20 protein-coding genes and 2 pseudogenes are annotated in these 20,357 nt (G+C 71.7%); 12 read left to right on the top strand and 10 right to left on the bottom strand.

The features are described 5' to 3' along the window. Positions 1 to 42: 42 nt before the first annotated feature. A complete protein-coding gene (pcaC, locus tag ACFVYK_RS30980; protein WP_389779733.1) occupies positions 43 to 1,392 on the bottom strand; it encodes a 4-carboxymuconolactone decarboxylase in 1,350 nt (449 codons plus the stop codon). Between the two features lie 287 nt (positions 1,393 to 1,679). On the opposite strand from pcaC, the gene ACFVYK_RS30975 reads away from it, so the two are divergent. From ACFVYK_RS30975 to ACFVYK_RS30955, 5 genes are read left to right on the top strand one after another with little or no spacing between them, the layout of a single operon-like run. Then, the gene (locus ACFVYK_RS30975) at positions 1,680 to 2,972 is read left to right on the top strand and encodes a helix-turn-helix domain-containing protein (protein ID WP_389779732.1); all 1,293 of its coding nucleotides are present in this window, start codon (positions 1,680 to 1,682) and stop codon (positions 2,970 to 2,972) included. 13 nt (positions 2,973 to 2,985) lie between these two features. Beyond that, entirely contained in the window at positions 2,986 to 3,744 is a 759-nt protein-coding gene (locus ACFVYK_RS30970) for a toll/interleukin-1 receptor domain-containing protein (RefSeq protein ID WP_389779731.1), read from the top strand. Beyond that, positions 3,741 to 5,756 (top strand): hypothetical protein, encoded by a 2,016-nt coding sequence (locus tag ACFVYK_RS30965; RefSeq protein WP_389779729.1) that lies wholly within the window; start codon positions 3,741 to 3,743, stop codon positions 5,754 to 5,756. The genes ACFVYK_RS30970 and ACFVYK_RS30965 overlap by 4 nt, the downstream gene beginning before the upstream one ends. Beyond that, positions 5,753 to 6,829 (top strand): hypothetical protein, encoded by a 1,077-nt coding sequence (locus ACFVYK_RS30960; protein ID WP_389779728.1) that lies wholly within the window; start codon positions 5,753 to 5,755, stop codon positions 6,827 to 6,829. The genes ACFVYK_RS30965 and ACFVYK_RS30960 overlap by 4 nt, the downstream gene beginning before the upstream one ends. A gap of 45 nt (positions 6,830 to 6,874) precedes the next feature. Further along, positions 6,875 to 7,324, top strand: a complete 450-nt coding sequence (locus tag ACFVYK_RS30955; RefSeq protein WP_389779726.1) for a hypothetical protein — start codon at positions 6,875 to 6,877, stop codon at positions 7,322 to 7,324. An 82-nt stretch (positions 7,325 to 7,406) separates the two neighbouring features. Here the strand turns inward: ACFVYK_RS30955 and ACFVYK_RS30950 are convergent. Further along, positions 7,407 to 7,586 (bottom strand): annotated as a pseudogene (locus ACFVYK_RS30950) (transposase); the annotation flags it as partial. A 262-nt stretch (positions 7,587 to 7,848) separates the two neighbouring features. Next, the gene (locus ACFVYK_RS30945) at positions 7,849 to 8,064 is read right to left on the bottom strand and encodes a DUF6243 family protein (protein WP_179879016.1); all 216 of its coding nucleotides are present in this window, start codon (positions 8,062 to 8,064) and stop codon (positions 7,849 to 7,851) included. Between the two features lie 494 nt (positions 8,065 to 8,558). Between ACFVYK_RS30945 and ACFVYK_RS30940 the strand changes: the two genes are divergently transcribed. After that, on the top strand, positions 8,559 to 8,996 hold the full coding sequence (locus ACFVYK_RS30940; RefSeq protein ID WP_389779724.1) for an N-6 DNA methylase: 438 nt from the start codon (positions 8,559 to 8,561) through the stop codon (positions 8,994 to 8,996). Here ACFVYK_RS30940 and ACFVYK_RS30935 read toward each other — a convergent pair. From ACFVYK_RS30935 to ACFVYK_RS30915, 5 genes are all read right to left on the bottom strand, one after another. Continuing rightward, positions 8,968 to 9,153, bottom strand: coding sequence for an SDR family NAD(P)-dependent oxidoreductase (locus ACFVYK_RS30935; RefSeq protein ID WP_389779722.1), 186 nt, complete (start codon positions 9,151 to 9,153; stop codon positions 8,968 to 8,970). The genes ACFVYK_RS30940 and ACFVYK_RS30935 overlap by 29 nt on opposite strands. 69 nt (positions 9,154 to 9,222) lie before the next feature. Further along, the gene (locus tag ACFVYK_RS30930) at positions 9,223 to 10,479 is read right to left on the bottom strand and encodes an MFS transporter (RefSeq protein ID WP_389779720.1); all 1,257 of its coding nucleotides are present in this window, start codon (positions 10,477 to 10,479) and stop codon (positions 9,223 to 9,225) included. 186 nt (positions 10,480 to 10,665) lie between these two features. Beyond that, entirely contained in the window at positions 10,666 to 11,238 is a 573-nt protein-coding gene (locus tag ACFVYK_RS30925) for a cyclophilin-like fold protein (RefSeq protein WP_389779718.1), read from the bottom strand. Between the two features lie 17 nt (positions 11,239 to 11,255). Next, positions 11,256 to 11,921, bottom strand: coding sequence for an SDR family NAD(P)-dependent oxidoreductase (locus ACFVYK_RS30920; protein ID WP_389779717.1), 666 nt, complete (start codon positions 11,919 to 11,921; stop codon positions 11,256 to 11,258). Positions 11,922 to 12,005: 84 nt separating this feature from the next. Further along, entirely contained in the window at positions 12,006 to 13,022 is a 1,017-nt protein-coding gene (locus ACFVYK_RS30915) for a zinc-dependent alcohol dehydrogenase family protein (protein ID WP_389779715.1), read from the bottom strand. Positions 13,023 to 13,191: 169 nt separating this feature from the next. On the opposite strand from ACFVYK_RS30915, the gene ACFVYK_RS30910 reads away from it, so the two are divergent. Continuing rightward, positions 13,192 to 14,073, top strand: a complete 882-nt coding sequence (locus tag ACFVYK_RS30910; RefSeq protein WP_389779713.1) for a helix-turn-helix domain-containing protein — start codon at positions 13,192 to 13,194, stop codon at positions 14,071 to 14,073. 303 nt (positions 14,074 to 14,376) lie between these two features. Here the strand turns inward: ACFVYK_RS30910 and ACFVYK_RS30905 are convergent, their stop codons facing one another. Further along, the gene (locus tag ACFVYK_RS30905; RefSeq protein ID WP_389779749.1) at positions 14,377 to 14,586 is read right to left on the bottom strand and encodes a substrate-binding domain-containing protein; all 210 of its coding nucleotides are present in this window, start codon (positions 14,584 to 14,586) and stop codon (positions 14,377 to 14,379) included. 170 nt (positions 14,587 to 14,756) lie between these two features. On the opposite strand from ACFVYK_RS30905, the gene ACFVYK_RS30900 reads away from it, so the two are divergent. Together ACFVYK_RS30900 and ACFVYK_RS30895 are read left to right on the top strand one after the other, a co-directional pair. Next, the gene (locus tag ACFVYK_RS30900; RefSeq protein ID WP_389779712.1) at positions 14,757 to 15,119 is read left to right on the top strand and encodes an STAS domain-containing protein; all 363 of its coding nucleotides are present in this window, start codon (positions 14,757 to 14,759) and stop codon (positions 15,117 to 15,119) included. Then, the gene (locus ACFVYK_RS30895; RefSeq protein ID WP_389779710.1) at positions 15,116 to 16,042 is read left to right on the top strand and encodes an anti-sigma factor RsbA family regulatory protein; all 927 of its coding nucleotides are present in this window, start codon (positions 15,116 to 15,118) and stop codon (positions 16,040 to 16,042) included. Before ACFVYK_RS30900 ends, ACFVYK_RS30895 begins: the two co-directional genes overlap by 4 nt. Before the next feature lie 120 nt (positions 16,043 to 16,162). Here ACFVYK_RS30895 and ACFVYK_RS30890 read toward each other — a convergent pair. Further along, positions 16,163 to 16,321, bottom strand: a pseudogene (locus ACFVYK_RS30890) (restriction endonuclease); the annotation flags it as partial. Positions 16,322 to 16,753: 432 nt separating this feature from the next. On the opposite strand from ACFVYK_RS30890, the gene ACFVYK_RS30885 reads away from it, so the two are divergent. From ACFVYK_RS30885 to ACFVYK_RS30875, 3 genes are read left to right on the top strand one after another with little or no spacing between them, the layout of a single operon-like run. Next, complete coding sequence (locus ACFVYK_RS30885) at positions 16,754 to 17,278, top strand: PadR family transcriptional regulator (RefSeq protein ID WP_389779709.1); 525 nt, start codon at positions 16,754 to 16,756, stop codon at positions 17,276 to 17,278. Then, a complete protein-coding gene (locus ACFVYK_RS30880) occupies positions 17,275 to 17,967 on the top strand; it encodes an ABC transporter ATP-binding protein (RefSeq protein WP_389779707.1) in 693 nt (230 codons plus the stop codon). Before ACFVYK_RS30885 ends, ACFVYK_RS30880 begins: the two co-directional genes overlap by 4 nt. Then, positions 17,964 to 20,315 (top strand): ABC transporter permease, encoded by a 2,352-nt coding sequence (locus ACFVYK_RS30875; protein WP_389779706.1) that lies wholly within the window; start codon positions 17,964 to 17,966, stop codon positions 20,313 to 20,315. Before ACFVYK_RS30880 ends, ACFVYK_RS30875 begins: the two co-directional genes overlap by 4 nt. Positions 20,316 to 20,357 lie beyond the last annotated feature (42 nt).

Raw genomic sequence — 20,357 nt, 5'->3', positions numbered from 1 at the left:
TCCATCCTGCCCCCGGACCCGTGTCCGGGCCGGAGCGGGTCCTCACTCGGTCGGGGTGGTCTCCTCGCGGATGACCTGCTGCGCCACCCGGAACGCGCTGCCGGCCGCCGGCACGCCGCAGTAGACGGCCGCCTGGAGCAGCACCTCCTTGATCTCGTCCGGGGTGAGGCCGTTGCGCAGGGCGGCCCGCGTGTGGAAGGCGAGTTCCTCCAGATGGCCGCCCGCGACCAGCGCGGTGAGCGTGACGCACGAGCGGGAGCGCCGGTCGAGGCCTGGGCGGTCCCAGATCTCGCCCCAGGCGTAGCGGGTGACGAACTCCTGGAAGTCGCCCGAGAAGTCGTCGGCCTGGACCAGCGCCCGGTCGACATGGGCGTCGCCGAGGACCTCCCGGCGCACCTTCAGACCCGCCTCGTAGGGGTCGGGACGGCCCAGTGCCCGGGGCGCTTCGGGGACGGGCGCCGGCGCGATCTCCGCGATGGCGATCGGCTGGGGAGCCTGCTGGAACTGCTGGGACGGGGACTGGGGCTGCTCAGGCTGCTGAGGCGTGATCGGCACCGCTCTGACCGGGATGCCGGGGACCGCGACATGGCCGGTGCCGGAGTCGTAGGCGGGCTGCCAGGCGGTGGAGAAGTGCCGGACCAGCAGGTCGGTGACGGCCGCCGGCTGCTCCACCGGTACCAGGTGCGAGGCGCCGGGCACGACGGCGAGGCGGGCGTCCGGGATGCCGGCCACCAGGGTGCGCGCCTCGGCGGGCCCGGTGACCTGGTCGTCGGAGCCCACGAGCACCAGTGTCGGCGCGCCGACGAGACCGATCTCCGCCCGTACGTCGAACGCCGCCAAGGCCTCGCAGGCCGCGATGTAGCAGCCGGGGTCGGTGGTGCGCACCATCTGCACCGCCCACTCGGTGATCGCGGGCTGCGCGGCCGCGAAGCCCCCGGTGAACCAGCGGTCGGGCGAGGTGCGGGCGATGGGGTCGAGGCCGTTGGTGCGCACGATCACGCCGCGCTGACGGAACTCGTCGGCCGTGCCGAACCGCGGCGAGGCCGCGATCAGCGCGAGGGAGGCCACGCGTTCGGGGTGGCGCAGGGCCAGTTCCACGCCGACCGCGCCGCCGAACGCGCAGCCCGCGTAGCCGAAACGCTGCACCCCGACCCCGTCGAGGGTGGCGAGCAGCCGGGCGGCGAGGTCGGCGACCGAGGCCGCCGGGTAGGCGGGAGCGCCGCCGTGGCCCGGCAGGTCGTACCGGAACACCCGCCACTGCTGAGCCAGTTCGGGAACCTGGCGGTCCCACATGTGCCATGTGGTACCCAGTGAGGGACCGAGGATCAGGACCGGGGCGTCTTCTGGCCCGTCAAAGCGGTATTGCAGGGTGTTCGGTGGTGTCTCGCTCACGCCCCAGACCCTCTCACGTGTCACGAGATCTCACAGGGCCGGGGGACCCGGCGGCCCTCGCCACCTCCCGGCTCACACGCGCTCCCAGTCACTGCGCCGCGGAGCTTCCCTTTTGGCGCGGCTTCCAGCTGGTCCGGTTCTCCGGTCCTCCCTGCCGCGCATGCCGCGTCCCCGTGCCGGAGAAGGAAACGGGAAACAGCATCGATCACCTTGTCCGCCTCGGCCCGACTGCCGCACGCTTTCGTGCAGTGCGGACTCGGCCAAGGGCGGGAGGGGTTGGAGTTTCCATGCCACAGCCGTCCACCGGATTCGGCGAAGAGTTGAGGAGGCGGCGTCTGGACGCAGGGCTCAGCCTCACGGCCCTGTCCGGCTCCGTGCACTACAGCAAGGCGCAGTTGAGCAAGGTGGAGCGGGGCCTGAAGACCCCCAGCCGTGACCTCGCCCGCCTGTGTGACGCCGCCCTCGGGGCCGGCGGGGCCCTGCTGGCCCTGCTCGCACCAGGGACCACCGACCCGCCCGTCGATCCGGCGCCGGGCCATGTCCACGAGAAGGACTGGATCATGCAGTTGTCACCGGACGGCCCGAATACCTTCCAGCCCGTGGGCCGACGAGAAGTCGTGGGCGCCGGTGTCGCCTCGCTGATGGCGTGGCGGTCCGACAGCGCGGGCCCGGCCTCGCCGGCCACGGGTGCGAGAATGCTGGAAGCCTCCCGCTCGCTGTTCACCCAATACCGCAGACTCGGGCAGACGGTGGCGCCCGCCCTGCTGCTGCCCGTTCTGATCGCACAGACCCACACCCTGCGGGAACTGTCCGCCCACTGTGACAGCGGCACCCGGCGCCACCTGCTGGCCCTTGGATCCCGGTACGCCGAATACGTCGGCTGGCTGGTGCAGGAGACCGGGGACGAGCAGGCGGCCCTGTGGTGGACGCAGCGCGCGGTCGATCTGGCGGCCGCCGGCGGCGACCGGGCGCTGGCGGGTTATGCGCTGGTCCGCCGGGCTCTGATCACGCTGTACCGGGACGACGCCGAGCAGACGGTCGCTCTGGCCCGTCGCGCGCAGAGCGGGGCCCTGCCCCCGCGGATCCGCGGGCTCGCCGCACAGCGCGAAGCCCAGGGCCACGCGCTGGCGGGTGACCGGCGGGCTTGTCTGCACGCGCTGGACCGCGCGCGTGCGCTTCTTGCCCTCCAGGAGGACGGGACCGGCGAGCCGGTGATCGGCACCATGCACCTTCCCGATCCGGTCGGCATGGTCACCGGCTGGTGCCTGGTCGATCTCGGGCGGCCGCGCGAGGCGGGCGAGGAGTTGGACCGGCAACTCGCCCTGGTCGGCGAGGACGCGGTCCGCACCCAGGTCAGGTACGGCGTCCGCCGCGCACTCGCCTACGCGTCGGCCGGGGAGATCGACCACGCCTGTGACCTGGCGGCGCCCCTGCTCGACGGGGTAGAGGTCGTGGGTTCCGCCACGGTCACGACCGACCTGAGGCGACTCGCCCGTGCCCTGGCGCGCCACGCGAACCATTCCTCCGTACGCCGGCTGGGACCGCGACTCGGCACGTTGTCGCGCCCGTCCACCATCTGAAGGAGTCACTGGCATGCCCCACGTGTTCATCAACTACCGCACCGGCGACGGCGAGCGGACCGCGGCCCTCCTCGACCAGGAGCTGTCACGCCGCTTCGGCCAGGACCGCGTCTTCCGCGCATCCAGGTCCATCACCCCAGGGGACGCCTACCCCGAGGTTCTGCTGACGGCGTTACGCCACAGCTCCGTGCTGCTGGCCGTCGTAGGACCGGACTGGACGAACTTCCGCAGTCGGCTGCAGGATCCCGACGACTGGGTGCGCAAGGAGATCGAGGCCGCGTTCGAGTGCGGGCTCATCGTCGTGCCCGTGCTGGACGGCCGCAAGACCGATCGGCTGAGCAAGGCGGCCCTGCCCTCGGAGCTGGCGCGGCTCGCCGATCTGCAGTCCGTGCCGTTCGACAGCACCCACGACACCGAGGCCGGCGTCCGGCGTATCGGTGATCTGGTCGCCGAGCTGGTCCCCGAGCTACGGGATCTGAGCGAGCCCGGCGAGCCGTCGCCGGCGTCGACCACCGTGCACAACTCGATCGGCGACGTGAGCGGAACGTCCGTCCAAGCGGGCGACTTCAGCGGTGACGTCGGCGGCACGATCGTGAAGAGCTCCCACGGTGCGGTCCACACGGGCAGCGGCAGCATCTACAACAACTCACGCCATGTGTCGGGCGACCGCTACATCTCGGGCACCGGGACGACGTACACCGAGGGCGACCACCACGGGGACGTCCACCAGCGGTTCGGGGAGCCGGAACGGCCCCAGGACGACCGACGGTGAGCACAGAGCACACCACCCGGGTCGAGAGTACGCAGGGCGTCACGCACACGGGCGACGGCCACATCTACGTCAACCTCGGCGTCACTGCCCACGAGCCCCGAAAGCCGATCTTCCGCCAGCTTCCCGATGACCAACTTCGCTGGACTCGGCGAGTGTTGGTCGCTCCGGTCAACATGGGCAGTGCCCGCACCACGCTCGAGGAGACGGGCACCGTCATCCTCGACGGTGCTCCCGGCAGCGGCCGCACGGCCACGGCCCGCGTACTCTTGCGCGAACACCACCGTCCCGGCGGAGCCTTCCGCGAACTTTTGCCCGACGAGCGGGACGAGCTGCCGCTGCGCAACCCGGCGCTCGTCGACCCGGGCGACCGGCTCCTGCTCGACCTGTCAACGGCGGAGGCCGGTCTGTGGCACGCGACGCGGGGCGACCTGCCCGCCCTGCGCCAGACGGTGCACGAGCGGCGGGCCCATCTCGTCGTCGTCATGCCGCACGGCGGCGCCCTCGATCCCGACCTCCAGCACTACCGTGTCGAGATCGGACCACCGACCTTCCCCATGGAGGTTCTCAGACGCCACCTGCGCGCCCACGGCGTGCCGTACGAGCAGTTCCTCAGGTACGACGTAAACGTCGACGAGTTCTTGAGCGAACGCAGACACATGCGGGAGATCGCCGACTTCGCCGACCGCATACGCCGGGCCCGCGAATCGGCCGGGCCCGGTGAGGGACTCACCGAGTGGTGCGCGGCCGCGAAACGTGCGCGGGCAGGGCGCCGCGCCGAAGTCGCCGACCGCGTCGCCGATTTGCCCGAGGCTCCCCAACGCGCCCTGCTGATCGCCGTGTCCATGCTCCACGGCGCACACGCCGACGTCGTCCACCGGGCGGCCGCGCTTCTGCTGAGCACGGTCGGAACCCCCGAGGAGGAGACTCCGCTCCTCCAGCGCAAGGACCTCGCCCAACGGCTGTCGGAGATCTCGGCCCGCTCCGGGCCGGACGGTCGCGTGCAGTTCACCGTGCTGGACTACGACTCCGCCGTCCGCGCCCACTTCTGGGACCACATGCCCGACCTGCGGCCCCACCTCGGCGCGTGGGCCGCGCGGGTCGTCGAGTCGAACGACCCTCATCTCGTGCCGGACGTCCGCGACGGACTGGTGGCCCGGCTGGCGGGTGAGTACCTGCGGACCGGGCGGGCGGACGCGCTCGCCGCGCTCGCCGAACGGTGGAGTGCGCAGGGAGCGGGCAGAGCCCGGTCGGAGGCTGCGGTCCAGGCGCTCACCTGTGGTCTCGCGGACCCCGCCCACGGCAGTACCTTCCGCGAACGGATCTACCAGTGGTGCGCCTACCGCCGGCTGACCGGTGAGTTCGCCCAGGTGCTGGTCCAGGTCTGCGCCGACGTCCTCGCGCTGGACCATCCGGACCACGCTCTGATCCGGCTGCACCATCTCGCCCGGCGTGAGCGCGGCACGGCCCATGCCCTGCAGGCCCTGTGCGATCTGGTGGCCGGAAGCCGACGGCTGCGCCGAAGGCTGCTCGACCGGCTGGCAGGCGGCGACCTCGCACCGACCGACCTGGGCATCTTTCTTCGCGTCAGCGATCCGGCGCCGCTCACGGACCGCTCCGTCACCACCCGGGCTCTGGTTGACGAGGACGGGGTACGACGCTCGCTGATCATGTGCTGGCGCGCCGTACTGACCGACGCGGCGTCGCGGCCGGAAGGACGAGGCGCGGCACCACGGGCAGAGATACAGCGCTGGCTGCACTGGGCGGCCGAGGGCGCCGGTGACCGGGGGGAGATCCTCCTCGACCTGCTGGTCGATGCCGCCGACCGCTGCGGAGAGGACCGGGGCGCGACGTTCGCCGCGCTGTACGCGTCCGCACGCCAGGCGGAGTGCGCTTCTCCGGGTGGCGGCGCCCGCGCCTCCGAGACGACCGACCTGTTGCTCCACAAGATCGGCGTGGCCCAGGGCCTCGGTCCTGCCGCCCCGTCGGCATCGGCCAGAGGGGGTCGATCATGACGACGGCGCGCAAGACGACAACCGTGTTCCTCACCGTTCTGTGCGGCCTGCTGCTGACCATCCTCGGCCTGGTGAAGCGATGGCCCGACTGGACCTGGCCGACGCTGGCCGCGCTTCTTCTCGTGGTACCCGCGACAGTCTTCCGGTTGGCCTCACAGCGCCGCGGCCCGGTGCCGGTCAGCTTCGAGGAGCAGCTCACGGCCGCCCCGGTGGAGCGGACCGAGTGCCGCGTCAACCGAGTGGCGCTCCCGAGCCTCTGGGACGACTACCACTTCGTTTTCTCGGCGACCGTGCGGTGGTGCTTCGCCGACGGTCCGGGGCGCGCCACGGTCCTCAACCCGGCCGGCCTCGCCGTCGAGGCGGTCCTCAGCCGGGCCCGCGCCATTGCCGAGAAGCGGGAACCCGGTGACGCCTCGCTCCTACAGCACGAACTCGGCGGCCCCCTCGGCCGCATGTGCCCGGACTCCACGGGCCACCTCCAGGCGATGGCGGAAGACATCAGCCTCACGTTGCCCGACGAGGACCAGGAGCGTCTGGATCGGCTCGCCGGCGTGCGCAAGGACGAGGCGGTCTGGGAGCACCAGCGCAAGTACGAGCAGAGCAAGCGCCGGTATCTGGGCGAGGACGTCCTCAAGGACACCGGCAGCGCCGTCGTGTGGTGGCTCGCCAAGAACGACGAGCACGTGGCGAAGACCGTGGCCGACCTCCCCCTGCTGGCGCAGCTGACCTCTGCGGCCACCGACACCGACATCCCTGAGCGCCTGCTCGAGATGCTGCCGCACCGGCCGGGAGGACTCGGGACGGCGGACACCGGCACGGAGTCTGCCGATCTCCCAGCCCGTGAGCCCTCGGCTGCGGATCACCTGTCGGGGTTCTTCGAGGCTATGGGCTTCACCGAGGATGACGACCGGCGGGCGATGCTGGCCCGACAGTTCTCGCGGCTCATCGAGCAGCACAACCGCCACGAGACAGCGGAGGACCTCCTACGCCGATTCGATCCGCCGAGGCCCGCCGACCCGGACACCGGTGCGGAACCGGTTCCCGACCCCGGCCCGCCGGCCGAGACGGCCTGACCGCCGACCAGGACATTTCATCCCCGCGCATTCAGGAGGACGCGAATGGACGCCGAACTGGCCGCGATGGCGGCATCGGGAGCCACCACCCTTGTCTCCCTCATGGTCACTGATTCCTGGGCTCACGCCCGTGCACTGATGGGCCGGTTCCTGGCACGTGCGGGCGCGGACACCACCGCGATCACCGGGTTGGACGACGCGCGTACGCGGCTGCTCCTCACCGGCGCCGGGGCGGACGAGCACACCACGTCCGGCATCGCAGCCGAGTGGCAGACCCATCTCTGTCGGCTGGTGGAAAGCGGGGCACTCACCGGCGAGGACCTGAATGCTCTCGGAGCGTCACTGCGCCGACTGGCGGCCGCCGCAGCAGGCCGCCCGGCAACAGTGCACAACACCGTCTCCGGCGGCACCCAGCACGGCCCGATCGTCCAGGCCGGCACCGTCACCGGCCTGGCCCTCCCCCCGGATCCGTCCCCACGCCGGCAACAGGGATGAAGGCCGGCCCGGGTGTCCTGTCGACGCCGGGCTCCCGGTCTCGTGCGCCGCGTGCCGTCTTTTGCTGGTGCCGGGTCTCGCACTCCTTGGTGCGGCGCTCGTAGTAGTCCTGGAGTCGCGGGTCGACCCGCAGACGGGTGAACGCGATGCGGTGGAGCGCGGCATTTGCCTGACGGTCGCCGCCACGGTTGAGGCGACGGAACTGCCGGCGTCCCGAGGAACGCCCGACAGGACTGACCCCGCACGGCGCGGCGAAGGACGCCCTGCACGCTCTTCCTGACAGTGTCGTCCGGGCTGGGCACGTGGACCGCGCTGGTGGTGATGCTGCTGGGCTGGTGCAGCTCGGGTGTTGGCGGTGACGGGGCTGCTGAATCTGCGGCCGCCCCGGGTGGTCGGCTGAGACGCGGGTACTCGGCCGAGAGCTGAGCGGGACCGGCCGCGCCCGGTACGGCAGCAGGGCCCCAAACCGCGCGTCGCGGTCCGGGGCCCTGCCCCATGCGATGCCGCCCTGCGGCGGCGGTGCGTCAGCTCTGTGCGGTGTCGTCGCTCGTCTGCCCGGCACCCTCGGCTGCGCCTGCCTTCTCGCGCATCTTGCGCACCAGCTCCGCCTTCTGATCGGCTGCACCCTGGCGGTCGAGGTTCCGGTGCGGACCGTTGTTCTGCCGTTCGGCGCGGGACAGCTTCTTGCGCTGGCCGCCGCCCATGCCCACGGGGTTGTTGATGTTCTTGCTCACGGTCACGGGTTCTCCCGGTAATGATGTGAAGTGATCTACGGATTCATCGGTGGGGGACGGGCCGCGACGTCGAAGGACGTCAGCAGGGGCCCATCACGCTCTCACTCGTAAATCGGCGTCTGGAAGAACATGACAAAGACGTTACCCGGTCCCTTCGGCCCCGCACACCAACCTTTTCGCCGCCCCGGCGTCGGCCGGGCCTTCGGCGAGCGCCCGGGGCAGCCGTTTCCTTCCGGGAATCTCAGCACCGCCAGCACCCGCCGGAGGTCGCCGCCCGCCCGGGGCAGGTCCAGATGGGCGTTACCGGGCCGCCGCGGGCGTTGTCAGTGGTCGCGAGCACGGTGACGGCATGAGAGATCATCTCACTTACGCCCCGCCGCTGCGCCGGCCAGCCTCTGCGGAACTCTGCGCAGCGAGGCGTCGTTCTCGGCACTGTGCGCGGTCAGCCCACCCGAGTGCGACCGACGACTCCGTGACACAGCTCGGCCGTCGACCCCGAGATGTTCAAGGACGAGACCGGAGACGCCTACCTCCACCTTTACGAGGGCTTTCTGAGCGCCTACGACCCGGAACTGCGACGGCGGACGGGTACGTACTACACGGCCGGCGAGGTCGTCCGCTTCATGGTCGGCTTCACCGACGAGGTGTTGCGTGACCGGCTCGGCCAGGAGGACGGGTACGGAAGCGAGGACGTCACCGTCGTCGACCCGGCCATGGGCACCGGGACCTTCCTCATCGACATCATCGACCACGTCGCCAAATCCCTGTCACTGAAGTACGGCAGGACGCTCAAGTCCGGGCTTCTCCGGGAACTCTCGGACCGACTGGTCGGGCTGGAGAAACAGACCGGGCCGTACGCCGTCGCCGAACTCCGTGTGCACCACGCCTTCCGGTCCCACGACGCCGACATCACGCGCCGCCCGCCGAGGCTTCTCTGAGCCGTGCGGTCTCCCGCAGGCCGTCGCCGGACAGGTCGGCGAGGGCGACGCGGGCACCCGCACGGGCGAAGACGACGGCGGTGGCGCGGCCGATGCCGGAACCGGCTCCGGTCACGAAGGCCACCTTGCCGGCGAAGGCTTCGTTGCTCACGGTCATGGGAGGAGTCCTCTCGCTTGCTGGTACGTCGCGGGGGCCGTGTCGGCGGTACGCGGATCTGGGCTTGGGTCAGCGGTGCGACGGCACCTGCGCGGGTTCGTCGCGTCGCGCGTGGGTGGGGGCGATGCGCCGGGCGACGATCCGGCCCTTGTGGGAGGCGCCGTGGACGGCGAGGGCGATCAACGGCAGCAGCGTGAGGGCCGCGATGACGGTGCCGACCAGGGGCGGGCCGGTCAGGCCGAGGGAGGAGTCCAGGGCCGTGCCGGCGATCACCGATCCCGCCGCGATGCCCGTGTTGAAGGCGGAGGTGGTCAGCGCGGAGGTGAGGGTGGGGGCATCGCCCGCGAAGCGCATGGCGAGGGCGGTGACCACCGGGTTGACCGTGAAGCCGGTCAGACCCATGAGGAAGACGAGGAGGGTGGCCGTCACCGGGTCGGTGGACAGCGGGATCATCAGGAGCAGGACCAGGGCGGTGGCCGCGGCGGCCGTGATGGTGGTGGCCATCGGGTGGCGGTCGCCCAGGCGGCCGCCGGTGGTGGTGCCGCCCAGGGCGCCGACGCCGAAGGCGATGAGGACGAGCGGTACGGCGCCCGCTGGGATGCCGGCGCGGTCGGTCAGCAGCGGCGTGACATAGGTGTACGTCGCCAGGACACCGCCCATGATCAGCATCGCGGCGCCGAGCGCCAGCCACAGCCGGCCCTGGCGCAAAGCCCGGACCTCGGCCCGGAGGGACACCTCGGCGTGCTGCCCCTGGGCCGGGATGAAGCGGCCGATGAAGGCGGCGGCGAGCCCGGAGAGGACGGCCAGGGCCCAGAAGGGGCCGCGCCAGCCGGTGAACTGGCCGGCGAAGGAGCCGATCGGCACGCCGACGACGTTGGCCAGGGTCAAGCCGCCGATCATGACGCCCGTGGCGCGGGTGGCGTTGTGCGGGCCCGCGGCGGTCGTGGCGACGACGAAGCCGACGGACCAGAACGCTCCGGTCGCCAGGGCCGTGACGACGCGGGCGAGCAGGACGATCGTGAAGGACGTGCTGAGGGCGGCGACGAGGTGTCCGAGGCAGAAGACGGCCAGGGCCAGGACCAGCGTCCGGCGCTGGGGAAGGCGCAGGGTCGCCATGGCCATGGTCGGCGCGCCGACGATCATGCCGAGGGCGAAGGCGGTGATCAGCAGGCCGGCGTGGGAGACGCTGACTCCGAGGTCACCGGCCAGCTCCGGCAACAGGCCGGCGACGACGAACTCGGTGGTCCCCATCAGGAACGTGCCGGCGGCGAGCACCCAGACGACGAAGGGAAGCTTGCCCGGGGTGGTCCCGGATGCGGAAGGCATACGTGTGCTCTCTCCTTGGGGGGAAATCGGCGGATCAGGGTGGCGGCCGGGGGCGTCACGGCGGGCTGCGGTCGGCGCGGCCACGTCTTTCACGGTTCCATGGAGCGAACCGGACGAAAAGGGGAGGCTCTCCTCCCCCCTTTCTCGGGTGGGCGTCCCCGTGAGGCGCACGGTGGGTCGGGCGGGTCAGCGCGCGGCTTCGATGGTGATCCGGTCGGCCCCGGCGAGCCGGTCGGCGCCGGCGTCGATGTGGCCGAGGACGAGCAGGTCGGCGGAGGCGGAGGGGCCGTCGCGGTAGAAGAGGGCCAGGTTGCCCCAGGGCGCGTAGTAGGTCAGGTCGCCGGCCTTGGGCGCGGCCGGCGCGGGAGCGCCGGAGGTGGTCAGCCTGCGCGGCAGGTCGGCGATCCGCTCCGTCTGGTGGAAGTCCTCCAGGTCCAGGGTGAGCGGGAGCAGCCCGGCGAAGTCACGGGCGGCAGGGCTGTCGTTCAGGGCGGCGTCGACGGGGCGGCCGTCGAGGGTGACCCGGATGTCCATGGCGGAGTTCCTGTCGGACGGTGCGGTGTTCCTGTCGGACGGTGCGGTGTTCCCGTCGGAGGGCGCGGTGCTCGCCTCGGCCGCCGGAGTCTGCTGCCGGGCGGAGGATGCCGAGGATGTCGCACGCGGGGAGGCCGGCGAGGCGTCGGTGCAGGCCGCCACGGGCAGCAGGAGCGCGGTGGCCGTGGCGGCGCGGGCGAGGGCAGAGAGGGCGGCCGAGTTCACGGGTGTCGTCCCAGGGGTCAGTCGGGCAGGGGCTCGGAGTAGTGCCGGAAGCCGTCCCGCTGCTGGTGGATGTCGTACAGACGCTGGGCCAGGGCGTCGGGGCTGCTGTGCTCGGCGTCGGGCCGGATGGCTCCGGGGACGATCAGCTGCGCGACGTGGATGTTCTCCGGGGCGAGGGCGTCGTGCAGCGCGCGGGCGTAGGCGCTCTCCGCGGCGAAGGCGACCGAGGTGCCGGCCACCTTCGGGTTGGGTCGTACGGCGCTGGAGCCGTTGACGAACAGCACGGTGCCGCGGCCGAGTTCGCGCATGCCGGGCAGGACCGCGTTCACGCAGGTGACAGGGCCCTTGACGGAGAAGGCGAGCGGGGCGTCGAGGTCGTCGGCACTCGTGTCGAGGACCGGCTTCATGAAGTCGGCGCGCGGCACCGGGCTGTACTGGAGGACCTCGACGGGCCCCAGGTCGGCCGCGGCCGCGTGCAGGGCCGCGGTCAGCGACTCGATGTCGAGGACGTCGGCGGTGAAGCCGCGGGCCCGGATGTCGTCACGGGCGAGTTCGGCGGTCAGCCCGTCCAGCTTCTCCGCGGTACGGGAGATCAGAGCGACGGTGTGGCCGGCGGCTCCGAAGCGGCGGGCGGTGGCGAGCCCGAGGCCGGGTCCCGCGCCGACGAGGGCGAAGGTCGTCATGGTCAGTCCTTGCGTGAGCGGGGGTGGTTTCCGGCCCGGGGCCGCACCGCCTGGGCGCGGCCCCGGGTGTGGAGGCGTGCGTGGTCAGGGCTTGAGGAGGGCCTTGATGGCGCGGCGCTCGTCCATGGCCCTATAGCCCTCGGCGACCTGGTCCAGGGGCAGGGTGAGGTCGAAGACCTTGCCCGGGTCGATCCGGCCGGACAGCACCCGGTCGATCAGGTCGGGCAGATAACGGCGCACGGGGGCGGGCCCGCCGCGCAGGCCGACGTGGGAGAAGAACAGCTCCTCGCCGTCGACCCGCACCTCGTGCGGGACGCCGACGAAGCCGACGTTGCCGCCGGGCCGGGCCGAGTGCAGGGCCTGGCGCATCGACTCGGGGGTGCCCACGCACTCCAGGACCGAGTCGGCGCCGATCCCCTCGGTGAGGTCCTTGACGCGGGCGATGCCTTCGTCGCCGCGCTCGCTGACGATGTCGGTGGCGCCGAACTCCAGGGCGAGCTTCTGCCGGGACTCGTGACGGCTCATCGCGATGATCCGCTCGGCGCCCAGCTCCTTGGCGGCGATGACACCGCACAGGCCGACCGCACCGTCACCGACGACCACGGCCGTCGAGCCGGGCTTCACCTCGGCGGCGAGGGCGGCGTACCAGCCGGTGCCCAGCACGTCGGACACGGCGAGCAGGCTCGGCACGAATGCGGCGTCAGGGTGCTCGTCGGTGGCGACCAGGGTGCCGTGGGCGTTGGGGATGCGGACGTAGTCGGCCTGACAGGTGCTCATGAACTCGCGGTTCAGGCAGGACGACTGCCAGCCGTTGCGGCAGTTCACGCAGGTGTTGTCCGAAGTGGCGAAGGAGCCGACCACGAACTGGCCCGGCTTGACGTGGGTGACCTCGCCGCCCACCTCCTCGACGACGCCGACGTACTCGTGCCCCATCGGATGGGGTTCGTCGACGGGTTCCGCGCCGCGGTAGGGCCACAGGTCCGAGCCGCACACGCAGGTGGCGACCGTGCGGATGATCGCGTCGGTGGGCCGGGTGATCTTCGGGTCGTCGAGGTTCTCGAAGCGCACGTCTCCGGGGGCGTGAATGACTGCTCCGCGCATGGGGTGCTTCCTTCGGTGCGAGGTCGGGGTGCCGCAGCCGGGGTCAGGATCGGCTGCTCGACATCGAGCGTCACACGCGAGGGCAAGCACGAAAAGCGGAGAAATCCATCCCGGGAGGGAAACATCCTGGGAGGAAATTCTCCCCCCTTCCCCAGGTGCGACCGGTGTCATGCTGGGCAGCATGACTGCCGACATCCCCCTGAACGAGCTGGGAGAATTCCTCAAGAAGCGCCGCTCGGAGCTGAGCCCGCGCACGGTCGGACTGCCCGAGACCGACCGGCCCCGCCGGGTGGCCGGGCTGCGCCGCGAGGAGGTCGCCCAGCTCGCCAGCATCAGCACCGATTACTACACCCGCCTCGAACAGGGCCGCATGCAGGCGTCCGCGCCCGTGCTGGACGTCCTCGCCCGCGTACTCCAGCTGGACGACGACGAGCGCGGCTACCTCTTCCAGCTCGCCGGCAAGACCACCACCCGCGCGAGGCGGCGCGGCAGACAGAAGGTCCAGCCGCAACTGCAGCGGGTCCTGGACGACCTCACCGCCACCCCGGCCGTCGTGCAGGGGCGGCGCGGGGACATCCTCGCCTGGAACGCATTGGCCGCAGCCCTGGTCACCGACTTCTCCCGCCTCCAGGAAAAGCACCGCAACTACCCCCGGATCATCTTCACCGATCCGGCCATGCGCACCCTGTACGCCGACTGGGAGGCCTCCGCGCAGATCGCCGTGGCCCAGCTGCGCATGGAGGCCGCCAAGTACCCCGAAGACCCCCGCCTGATCGAGCTGGTCGGCGAACTGTCCCTGCGCGACAAGCAGTTCTCCCGCTGGTGGGGCGAACACCACGTCGCCGCCCGCACGGTGGGCACGAAGACTCTCAACCATCCGGTCGTCGGCGAACTCGTCCTGGACTGGGACACCCTCACCGCCAACACCGACCCCGACCAGAACCTGACCGTCTGGACCGCCGCGCCCGACTCCCCCACCCACGAGCGGTTGCGCATCCTCGCCTCCTGGGCCGCCGACCGGGACCTGCCGGCCTCCTCCCCGCTCAGCTGACCGCGACCGGCCGCCGCTGTGGGAGCGCCTGGTGAATCCGTGCCTGTGGCTGGGACAGAGGCCGGCCTGTGCCCTGGTCGGTGTGGACGATGATCTCCGCGACGACGGACACCGCCGTCTCCCCGGGTGTGCGTGCGCCGAGGTCAAGGCCGATCGGCGAGCGCCTCATCGGTGCGGATTCGACGCGATTCGACGCGGATTCGATCCGGTGGCTGTCCCTGCCGAAACGAACAGCGCTTGACCTGCCCCGGCCTCGTCCACGTGCTCTCATCCGTGTTGCGGCTGCTCCGCCGGAAGGGCAGGTCAGGCCCATCCCCGGACATGGACTCGAAGCGGGTCCCGGATGGGATCCGCCGACGTCTGCTTCCGGTCGAGGGCGTCGACGACGCGGCGGGCCAGGCCATGCGCGAGGGCGTCGACGTCGCGGACGACCGTGGTGAGCGGCGGCTGGGCGGTTGCCGCGCCGGCGATGTCGTCGACGCCGATCACGGCGAGGTCGTGCGGAGCGCGCAGAGAGTGATGCCGAGGGGGAACGGCTGCGGCCGTTTCTGCCCCGACCGACGACGGTCCGTCGCTGACGCCGGAGCGGGCCGCGGACGGCGTCTGCGCCAGGCTGTCGGCGCCTGCCCTTCGCCGGTAGGGGATACTGGGGATCCAGACAGCAGGCGACCCAGGGGGACGGCGTGGACAGTGCAGGAGAGGCGGACGCGTCGCCGCCGTCGTCGGCCCCGCCCGCGGGCGCTCTGCGCGTGCACCCGCTGACGGACCGGCCGGGCTGGCAAGCGGCCGGCGAGATCAGTCTGACCACCCGCCCGGCCTGGGAACAGACCCTGCACCACCTTGCTCTCAGCGACGAAGAGGCGTGCCACTTGGAACTCTCCGCGGTCACCTTCGTCGACGTCGCCGGCGTCTCCGCCCTGGCGATGACCGCCCAGGGCCTTCCACAGGGGCGACGCATCGTGCTCGAAGAGCCGCCTGCCACCCTGCGACGCGTGCTGGACATGTTCTGGCCGGACCTGCCCGCGGTCGAGGTGATGGCGCGATGACGTCCGCGACCCTCGAACCGTTCGTCCACCCCGCCTTGTTCTACCAAGGCGACACGGAGTACCTGGACGGCACGGTTCCGTTCATCCGTGACGGCCTGAAGGCCGGAGAGCCGGTGGCGGTCGCCGTGCCCGGGCCCAACCTCGCCCTCCTCAGGACGGCCCTGGGCGAGGACGCCGCACGCGTGAAGTTCCTCGACATGACCGACGCGGGGCGCAACCCCGGACGGATCATCCCCAAGGTGCTGCGCGCCTTCGCGGACGCCCACCGCCAGACACGCGTGCGGATCATCGGAGAGCCGATCTGGGCCGGCCGCACCAGCGTGGAGTACCCGGCGTGCGCCCAGCACGAGGCGCTGATCAACCCGGCGTTCCAAGGCCGGGACGTCACCATCCTGTGCCCCTACGACGCCGACCGCCTCGACGAACAGGTCCTCACCGACGCGTACGCGACCCATCCCCTCGTCATCTCCGGCGGCAACGAACGGCCCAGCGCCGCCTACGCCCCCGAGCATGTGGTCGCCCGCTACAACCAGCCCCTGGAGCAGCCGGCCGCGGCCGAGGAGCTCTTCTTCAGCGCCGACCAACTGCCGGACGTCCGGCACTTCGCGGTCGGACACGCCGCGCGGCTCGGCCTCTCCGGCATCCGCCTGGAAGACGTCGCACTGATGGTGGCCGAGCTGACCACCAACAGCGTCGTGCACGGCGGAGGTTCCGGCACCCTGCTGATGTGGGCCGACGACGGCCAGATGGTCTGCGAGGTGCGCGACCACGGGCACCTGAACGATCCGCTCGCCGGACGCCGCCCACCCGCACGGGACCAGCTCGGCGGCCGCGGCCTGCTGCTCGTGCACTCCCTCGCCGACCTCGTACGCATCCATACCAGCCCCAACGGAACGGCCATCCGCTGCTACGTCAGCACCTGACGTGCGGACCCCCTCACCGCTGCCCGGACGAAGCCACACCTCGCCGGTCCGGTCCGCTCCCGTCAGCCGGTCGTCCCCGTCCCTTCGCCCGCAGCCCGGCCGACACGAGCACGTCGCTGAGGCTGGTACGGCAGGGCGTGGCGTGCCGTGGAAGACCTGACGGGCGTGCCAGCCGCGGTGGTCGGCTGAGACAGGGTGTGCGCCCGGCTGTGACCCGACCAGCGGTCGGCCGGCGAGCGCTATGACCTGATCGCGTGCAGCTGGGCCGTGGCCGACGAAGCCTCGTACACTGCCTCAGCTGTGCGGTGCGCTCAAGCCGGTCCACGGGCAATGATCGTAGCGGCGTCCAGAGGATCACGAACGAGGTTGCGACGGCGCTCAACCTGGTCCCGACGGGCCGACGGCGAGTTGACTTTCCGTCCCTGTGCGACCGTCTTGACGGCCGAGTTCGCGGCCCGCGTCACCGGCGGGTCACACCTCGACAAGGCCGGTGGCCGCGAGGGTTGCGATGACGGGGCGCGACGTCGGCCCCGGCCGCCGCGAGGGGAACGGCCGGCAGACGTACGGGGGTCGACGGCTCGGCGGTCCGACGCGTTCTTCAATCGTGACACTTGGAGGTTCCCCTCCCCCACCTGCACGGTCGCACGCCCCGCCATGGGCTATACACGTAGCGTATACATGCGACGTATACACCGTGTGTAGAGTGTGCTCATGTCCATTGGTCACACCCTTCTGGGGCTCCTGGAGTCCGGCCCGCGCCACGGTTACGACCTGAAGCGGGCCTTCGACGAGACGTTCGGTCACGACCGGCCCCTGCACTACGGCCAGGTCTACTCGACGATGTCCCGGCTGCTGAAGAACGGCCTCGTCGAGGTCGACGGGATCGAGGCCGGCGGCGGCCCCGAGCGCAAGCGCTACGCGATCACCGACGCCGGCGTCACCAACGTGGAGCAGTGGCTCGCCACCCCGCAGAAGCCGGAGGAGTACCTCCAGTCGGCCCTCTACACCAAGGTCGTCCTCGCGCTGCTCACCGACCGGGACGCCGCCGACGTCCTGGACACCCAGCGCTCCGAGCACCTGAGCAGTATGCGCATCCTGACCGATCGCAAGCGCAGGGGCGATCTGGCGGACCAACTGATCTGCGACCACGCCCTCTTCCACCTCGAGGCGGACCTGCGCTGGCTGGAGCTGACCGCCGCCCGACTCGACAGACTCCGTGAGGCTGTAGCCCGATGACGACTTCTCCCCCCGGCTCCCTGCTCACCGCGCAGGACCTGCGCAAGACCTACGGGCACACCCACGCCCTCGACGGCGCCGAGTTCTCCATCCACCCCGGCGAGATCGTCGCCGTCATGGGTCCCTCGGGCTCCGGCAAGTCGACGCTGCTGCACTGCCTCGCGGGCATCCTGCCGCCCGACTCCGGGTCGATCACCTACAACGGGCGGGAGGTGACGACGATGAGCGACGGCCGGCGCAGCGCGCTGCGCCGCTCCGAGTTCGGCTTCGTGTTCCAGTTCGGGCAGCTCGTGCCGGAACTGACCTGCGTGGAGAACGTCGCCCTGCCGCTCAGGCTGAACGGCGCCCCCCGCAAGGACGCCGAGCGGGCGGCGCTCGGCTGGATGGAACGCCTGGAGGTCGACGACCTGAAGGACAAGCGGCCCGGCGAGGTCTCCGGCGGCCAGGGCCAGCGCGTCGCCGTGGCCCGCGCACTGGTGACCGGCCCCCGGGTGCTGTTCGCCGACGAACCGACCGGCGCGCTCGACTCCCACAACGGCGAACGCGTGATGGAACTGCTCACCGACGCGGCCCGCTCCACCAACGCCGCCGTCGTCCTCGTCACCCACGAGACACGGGTGGCCGCCTACTCCGACCGCGAGGTCGTCGTCCGCGACGGCAAGTCCCGGGACATGGAGCGCGCCGTATGAGTCCGCGCTCGTGGGGGAGGTCGAGAGACCTGGCCATGGGGGCCCGGTTCGCCGTCACCGGCGGCCGCGAGGGCTGGGTCCGGGTGACGCTGACCGCGGTCGGCGTCGGCCTCGGCGTGGCCCTGCTCCTGTTGTGCACCGCGATGCCCAACGTGTTCGCCTCCCGCAGCAAGGTGGAGGACGCGCGCTACGCCGACGTGTACTCCCGGAAGGTCCCGCCCAAGGCCGACGACACGCTCCTGGTGGCCGACGCCGACACCACCTGGCACGACGACGACATCCTGGGCCGGTTCGTCGAACCCGAGGGCCCGCGGGCGCCGCTGCCCCCGGGAGTCGACCGCTTCCCCGGCAAGGGCGAGATGGTGGTCTCCCCCGCCCTCAAGGACCTGCTGGACTCGGACGACGCGCGACTGCTGCGGGAGCGCCTGCCGTACCGGATCACCGGCACGATCGGCGAGAGCGGGCTGATCGGCTCGCACGAACTGGCCTACTACGCGGGCGCCTCGGGGTTGCAGCTCACGGACGCCTCCCTGGTGACGCGGCTGACCGAGTTCGGCGCACCGGACGCGGGCCCCGAGCAGACCGACCCGGTGCTGCTGCTCATGATCCTGGTCGTGTTCGTGGTGCTGCTCACGCCGGTCGCCGTGTTCATCGCCGCCGCCGTCCGCTTCGGCGGCGAACGCCGCGACCGCCGCCTCGCCGCGCTGCGCCTGGTCGGCTCCGACCGGGGGATGACCCGGCGGATCGCGGCGGGCGAGGCACTGGCCGGATCCCTGCTCGGCCTGGCCGTGGGCACCGGCTTCTTCCTGCTCGGCCGCCAGAAGCTGGGTACCGGCGAGTTGCTGGGCGTGAGCGTCTGGCCCAGCTACCTCGATCCCTCCCCCGCGCTCGCCGCGCTGGTGGCGGTGGCGGTGCCGGTCGCCGCGGTGCTGGTCACGCTGCTCGCCATGCGCGGCGTGGTCGTCGAACCCCTCGGTGTCGTGCGCACGGCCAAGCAGAGCCGCCGCCGGCTGTGGTGGCGGCTGCTGCCGCCCCTGGCCGGCCTCGGGATGCTCTACCCGATGATCGGACAGGGTCACAAGAACGGGAACTTCAACCAGTACCTCGTCATCGGCGGCGTCCTGATGCTGCTGACCGGCATCACGGCCCTGCTGCCCTGGGTCGTGGAGGCGGTCGTCGTCCGGCTCGGCAGGGGCTCGCTGTCCTGGCAGCTGGCCGTGCGCCGGCTGCAGCTGAGCAGCGGCACCGCCGCCCGCATGGTCAACGGCATCGCCGTCGCGGTGGCCGGGGCCATCGCGCTGCAGATGCTCTTCGCGGGAACGCAGAGCCAGTACACCGAGAACACCGGCAGGGACCCGGGCCGGGTCCAGATGCAGGTCGACTTCAGCGGGCCCAGGCCGCTGTCCGGCGTCGAGCGCGAATTCGCCGGCACCAAGGGCGTCCGGGCCGCGGTGGCCCTGGCCCGCTCCCAGTACGGGGACTCACCTCGCAACCCGGAGAACGGCGACGGTCTGACCGTGGGCGACTGCGCCGCCCTGCGCGAACTCGCGGCCCTGCCCTCCTGCAAGGACGGCGACGTGTTCGTCACGCGAACGCGGAGCGGCTACTCCGACCCCGGCAACGCGGCCGAGATCGCCCTGGTGAAGTCCGGTCGGCAGCTGTACATCGACCCGTCGTACGACGGCGGCGACCGCGGCCTCGAACTGCCCTGGACCGTCCCGGCGAACATTCGGGAGGTCGACGCGCGCAAGGACTCGCTGCAGAACTACACCAGCCTGCTGGTCACCCCCGCCGCCCTGCCCCGCAGGGCCGCGCCCGCGGTGTTCTCGGACGGCGTCTACCTGCGTCTGGACCCCTCGGTGCCGGACTCACGGGAGTACGTGCGCAACGTCGCCGCCCGCATCGATCCCCTGGCCCGGACCTTCGCCTGGTCGGCGGCCCAGGAGGACGCCAAGTACGCCTCCATCCGCACCGGTCTGTTCGTCGGCTCCGCCTTCGTGCTGGCACTGATCGGCGCGAGTCTGCTGGTCTCCCAGCTGGAGCAGCTGCGCGAGCGCAGGAAGCTGCTCAGCGCGCTGGTCGCCTTCGGCACCCGGCGCCGCACGCTGAGCCTGTCGGTGCTGTGGCAGACGGCCCTCCCGGTCGGGCTCGGGCTCGTCCTGGCCACGACGGTGGGCGTCACCCTCGGCGCAGCGCTGCTGAAGATGACCCGCACACCGGTGACCATGGACTGGTCGAGCGTGCTGACCATGACGGGCGTGGGCGCGGCCGTGGTCGGCGTCGTCACGCTGCTCAGTCTGCCGCCGCTGCTGCGCATGATGCGTCCGGCGGGCCTGCGCACGGAATGACCCCTCGCCTCCCCCGAGGTGGGGGCCGCCAGCCCAGGGGAT

The organism is Streptomyces sp. NPDC058291 (genome assembly GCF_042880855.1).
Lineage (GTDB): Bacteria > Actinomycetota > Actinomycetes > Streptomycetales > Streptomycetaceae > Streptomyces.
The sequence above is the reverse complement of the archived record's forward strand: the minus strand, read 5'-3'. Positions and strand labels throughout refer to the sequence as shown.

What these genes read in the sequence shown, in the direction of transcription:
- ACFVYK_RS30970 (WP_389779731.1), top strand. Translation starts at nt 2,986, where the DNA reads ATGCCCCACGTGTTCATCAACTACCGCACCGGCGACGGCGAGCGGACC.
- ACFVYK_RS30940 (WP_389779724.1), top strand. Translation starts at nt 8,559, where the DNA reads ATGTTCAAGGACGAGACCGGAGACGCCTACCTCCACCTTTACGAGGGC.
- ACFVYK_RS30935 (WP_389779722.1), bottom strand. Translation starts at nt 9,153, where the DNA reads ATGACCGTGAGCAACGAAGCCTTCGCCGGCAAGGTGGCCTTCGTGACC.
- ACFVYK_RS30875 (WP_389779706.1), top strand. Translation starts at nt 17,964, where the DNA reads ATGAGTCCGCGCTCGTGGGGGAGGTCGAGAGACCTGGCCATGGGGGCC.
- ACFVYK_RS30880 (WP_389779707.1), top strand. Translation starts at nt 17,275, where the DNA reads ATGACGACTTCTCCCCCCGGCTCCCTGCTCACCGCGCAGGACCTGCGC.
- ACFVYK_RS30910 (WP_389779713.1), top strand. Translation starts at nt 13,192, where the DNA reads ATGCTGGGCAGCATGACTGCCGACATCCCCCTGAACGAGCTGGGAGAA.
- ACFVYK_RS30955 (WP_389779726.1), top strand. Translation starts at nt 6,875, where the DNA reads ATGGACGCCGAACTGGCCGCGATGGCGGCATCGGGAGCCACCACCCTT.
- ACFVYK_RS30930 (WP_389779720.1), bottom strand. Translation starts at nt 10,479, where the DNA reads ATGCCTTCCGCATCCGGGACCACCCCGGGCAAGCTTCCCTTCGTCGTC.
- ACFVYK_RS30895 (WP_389779710.1), top strand. Translation starts at nt 15,116, where the DNA reads ATGACGTCCGCGACCCTCGAACCGTTCGTCCACCCCGCCTTGTTCTAC.
- ACFVYK_RS30920 (WP_389779717.1), bottom strand. Translation starts at nt 11,921, where the DNA reads ATGACGACCTTCGCCCTCGTCGGCGCGGGACCCGGCCTCGGGCTCGCC.
- ACFVYK_RS30915 (WP_389779715.1), bottom strand. Translation starts at nt 13,022, where the DNA reads ATGCGCGGAGCAGTCATTCACGCCCCCGGAGACGTGCGCTTCGAGAAC.
- ACFVYK_RS30885 (WP_389779709.1), top strand. Translation starts at nt 16,754, where the DNA reads ATGTCCATTGGTCACACCCTTCTGGGGCTCCTGGAGTCCGGCCCGCGC.
- ACFVYK_RS30960 (WP_389779728.1), top strand. Translation starts at nt 5,753, where the DNA reads ATGACGACGGCGCGCAAGACGACAACCGTGTTCCTCACCGTTCTGTGC.
- ACFVYK_RS30975 (WP_389779732.1), top strand. Translation starts at nt 1,680, where the DNA reads ATGCCACAGCCGTCCACCGGATTCGGCGAAGAGTTGAGGAGGCGGCGT.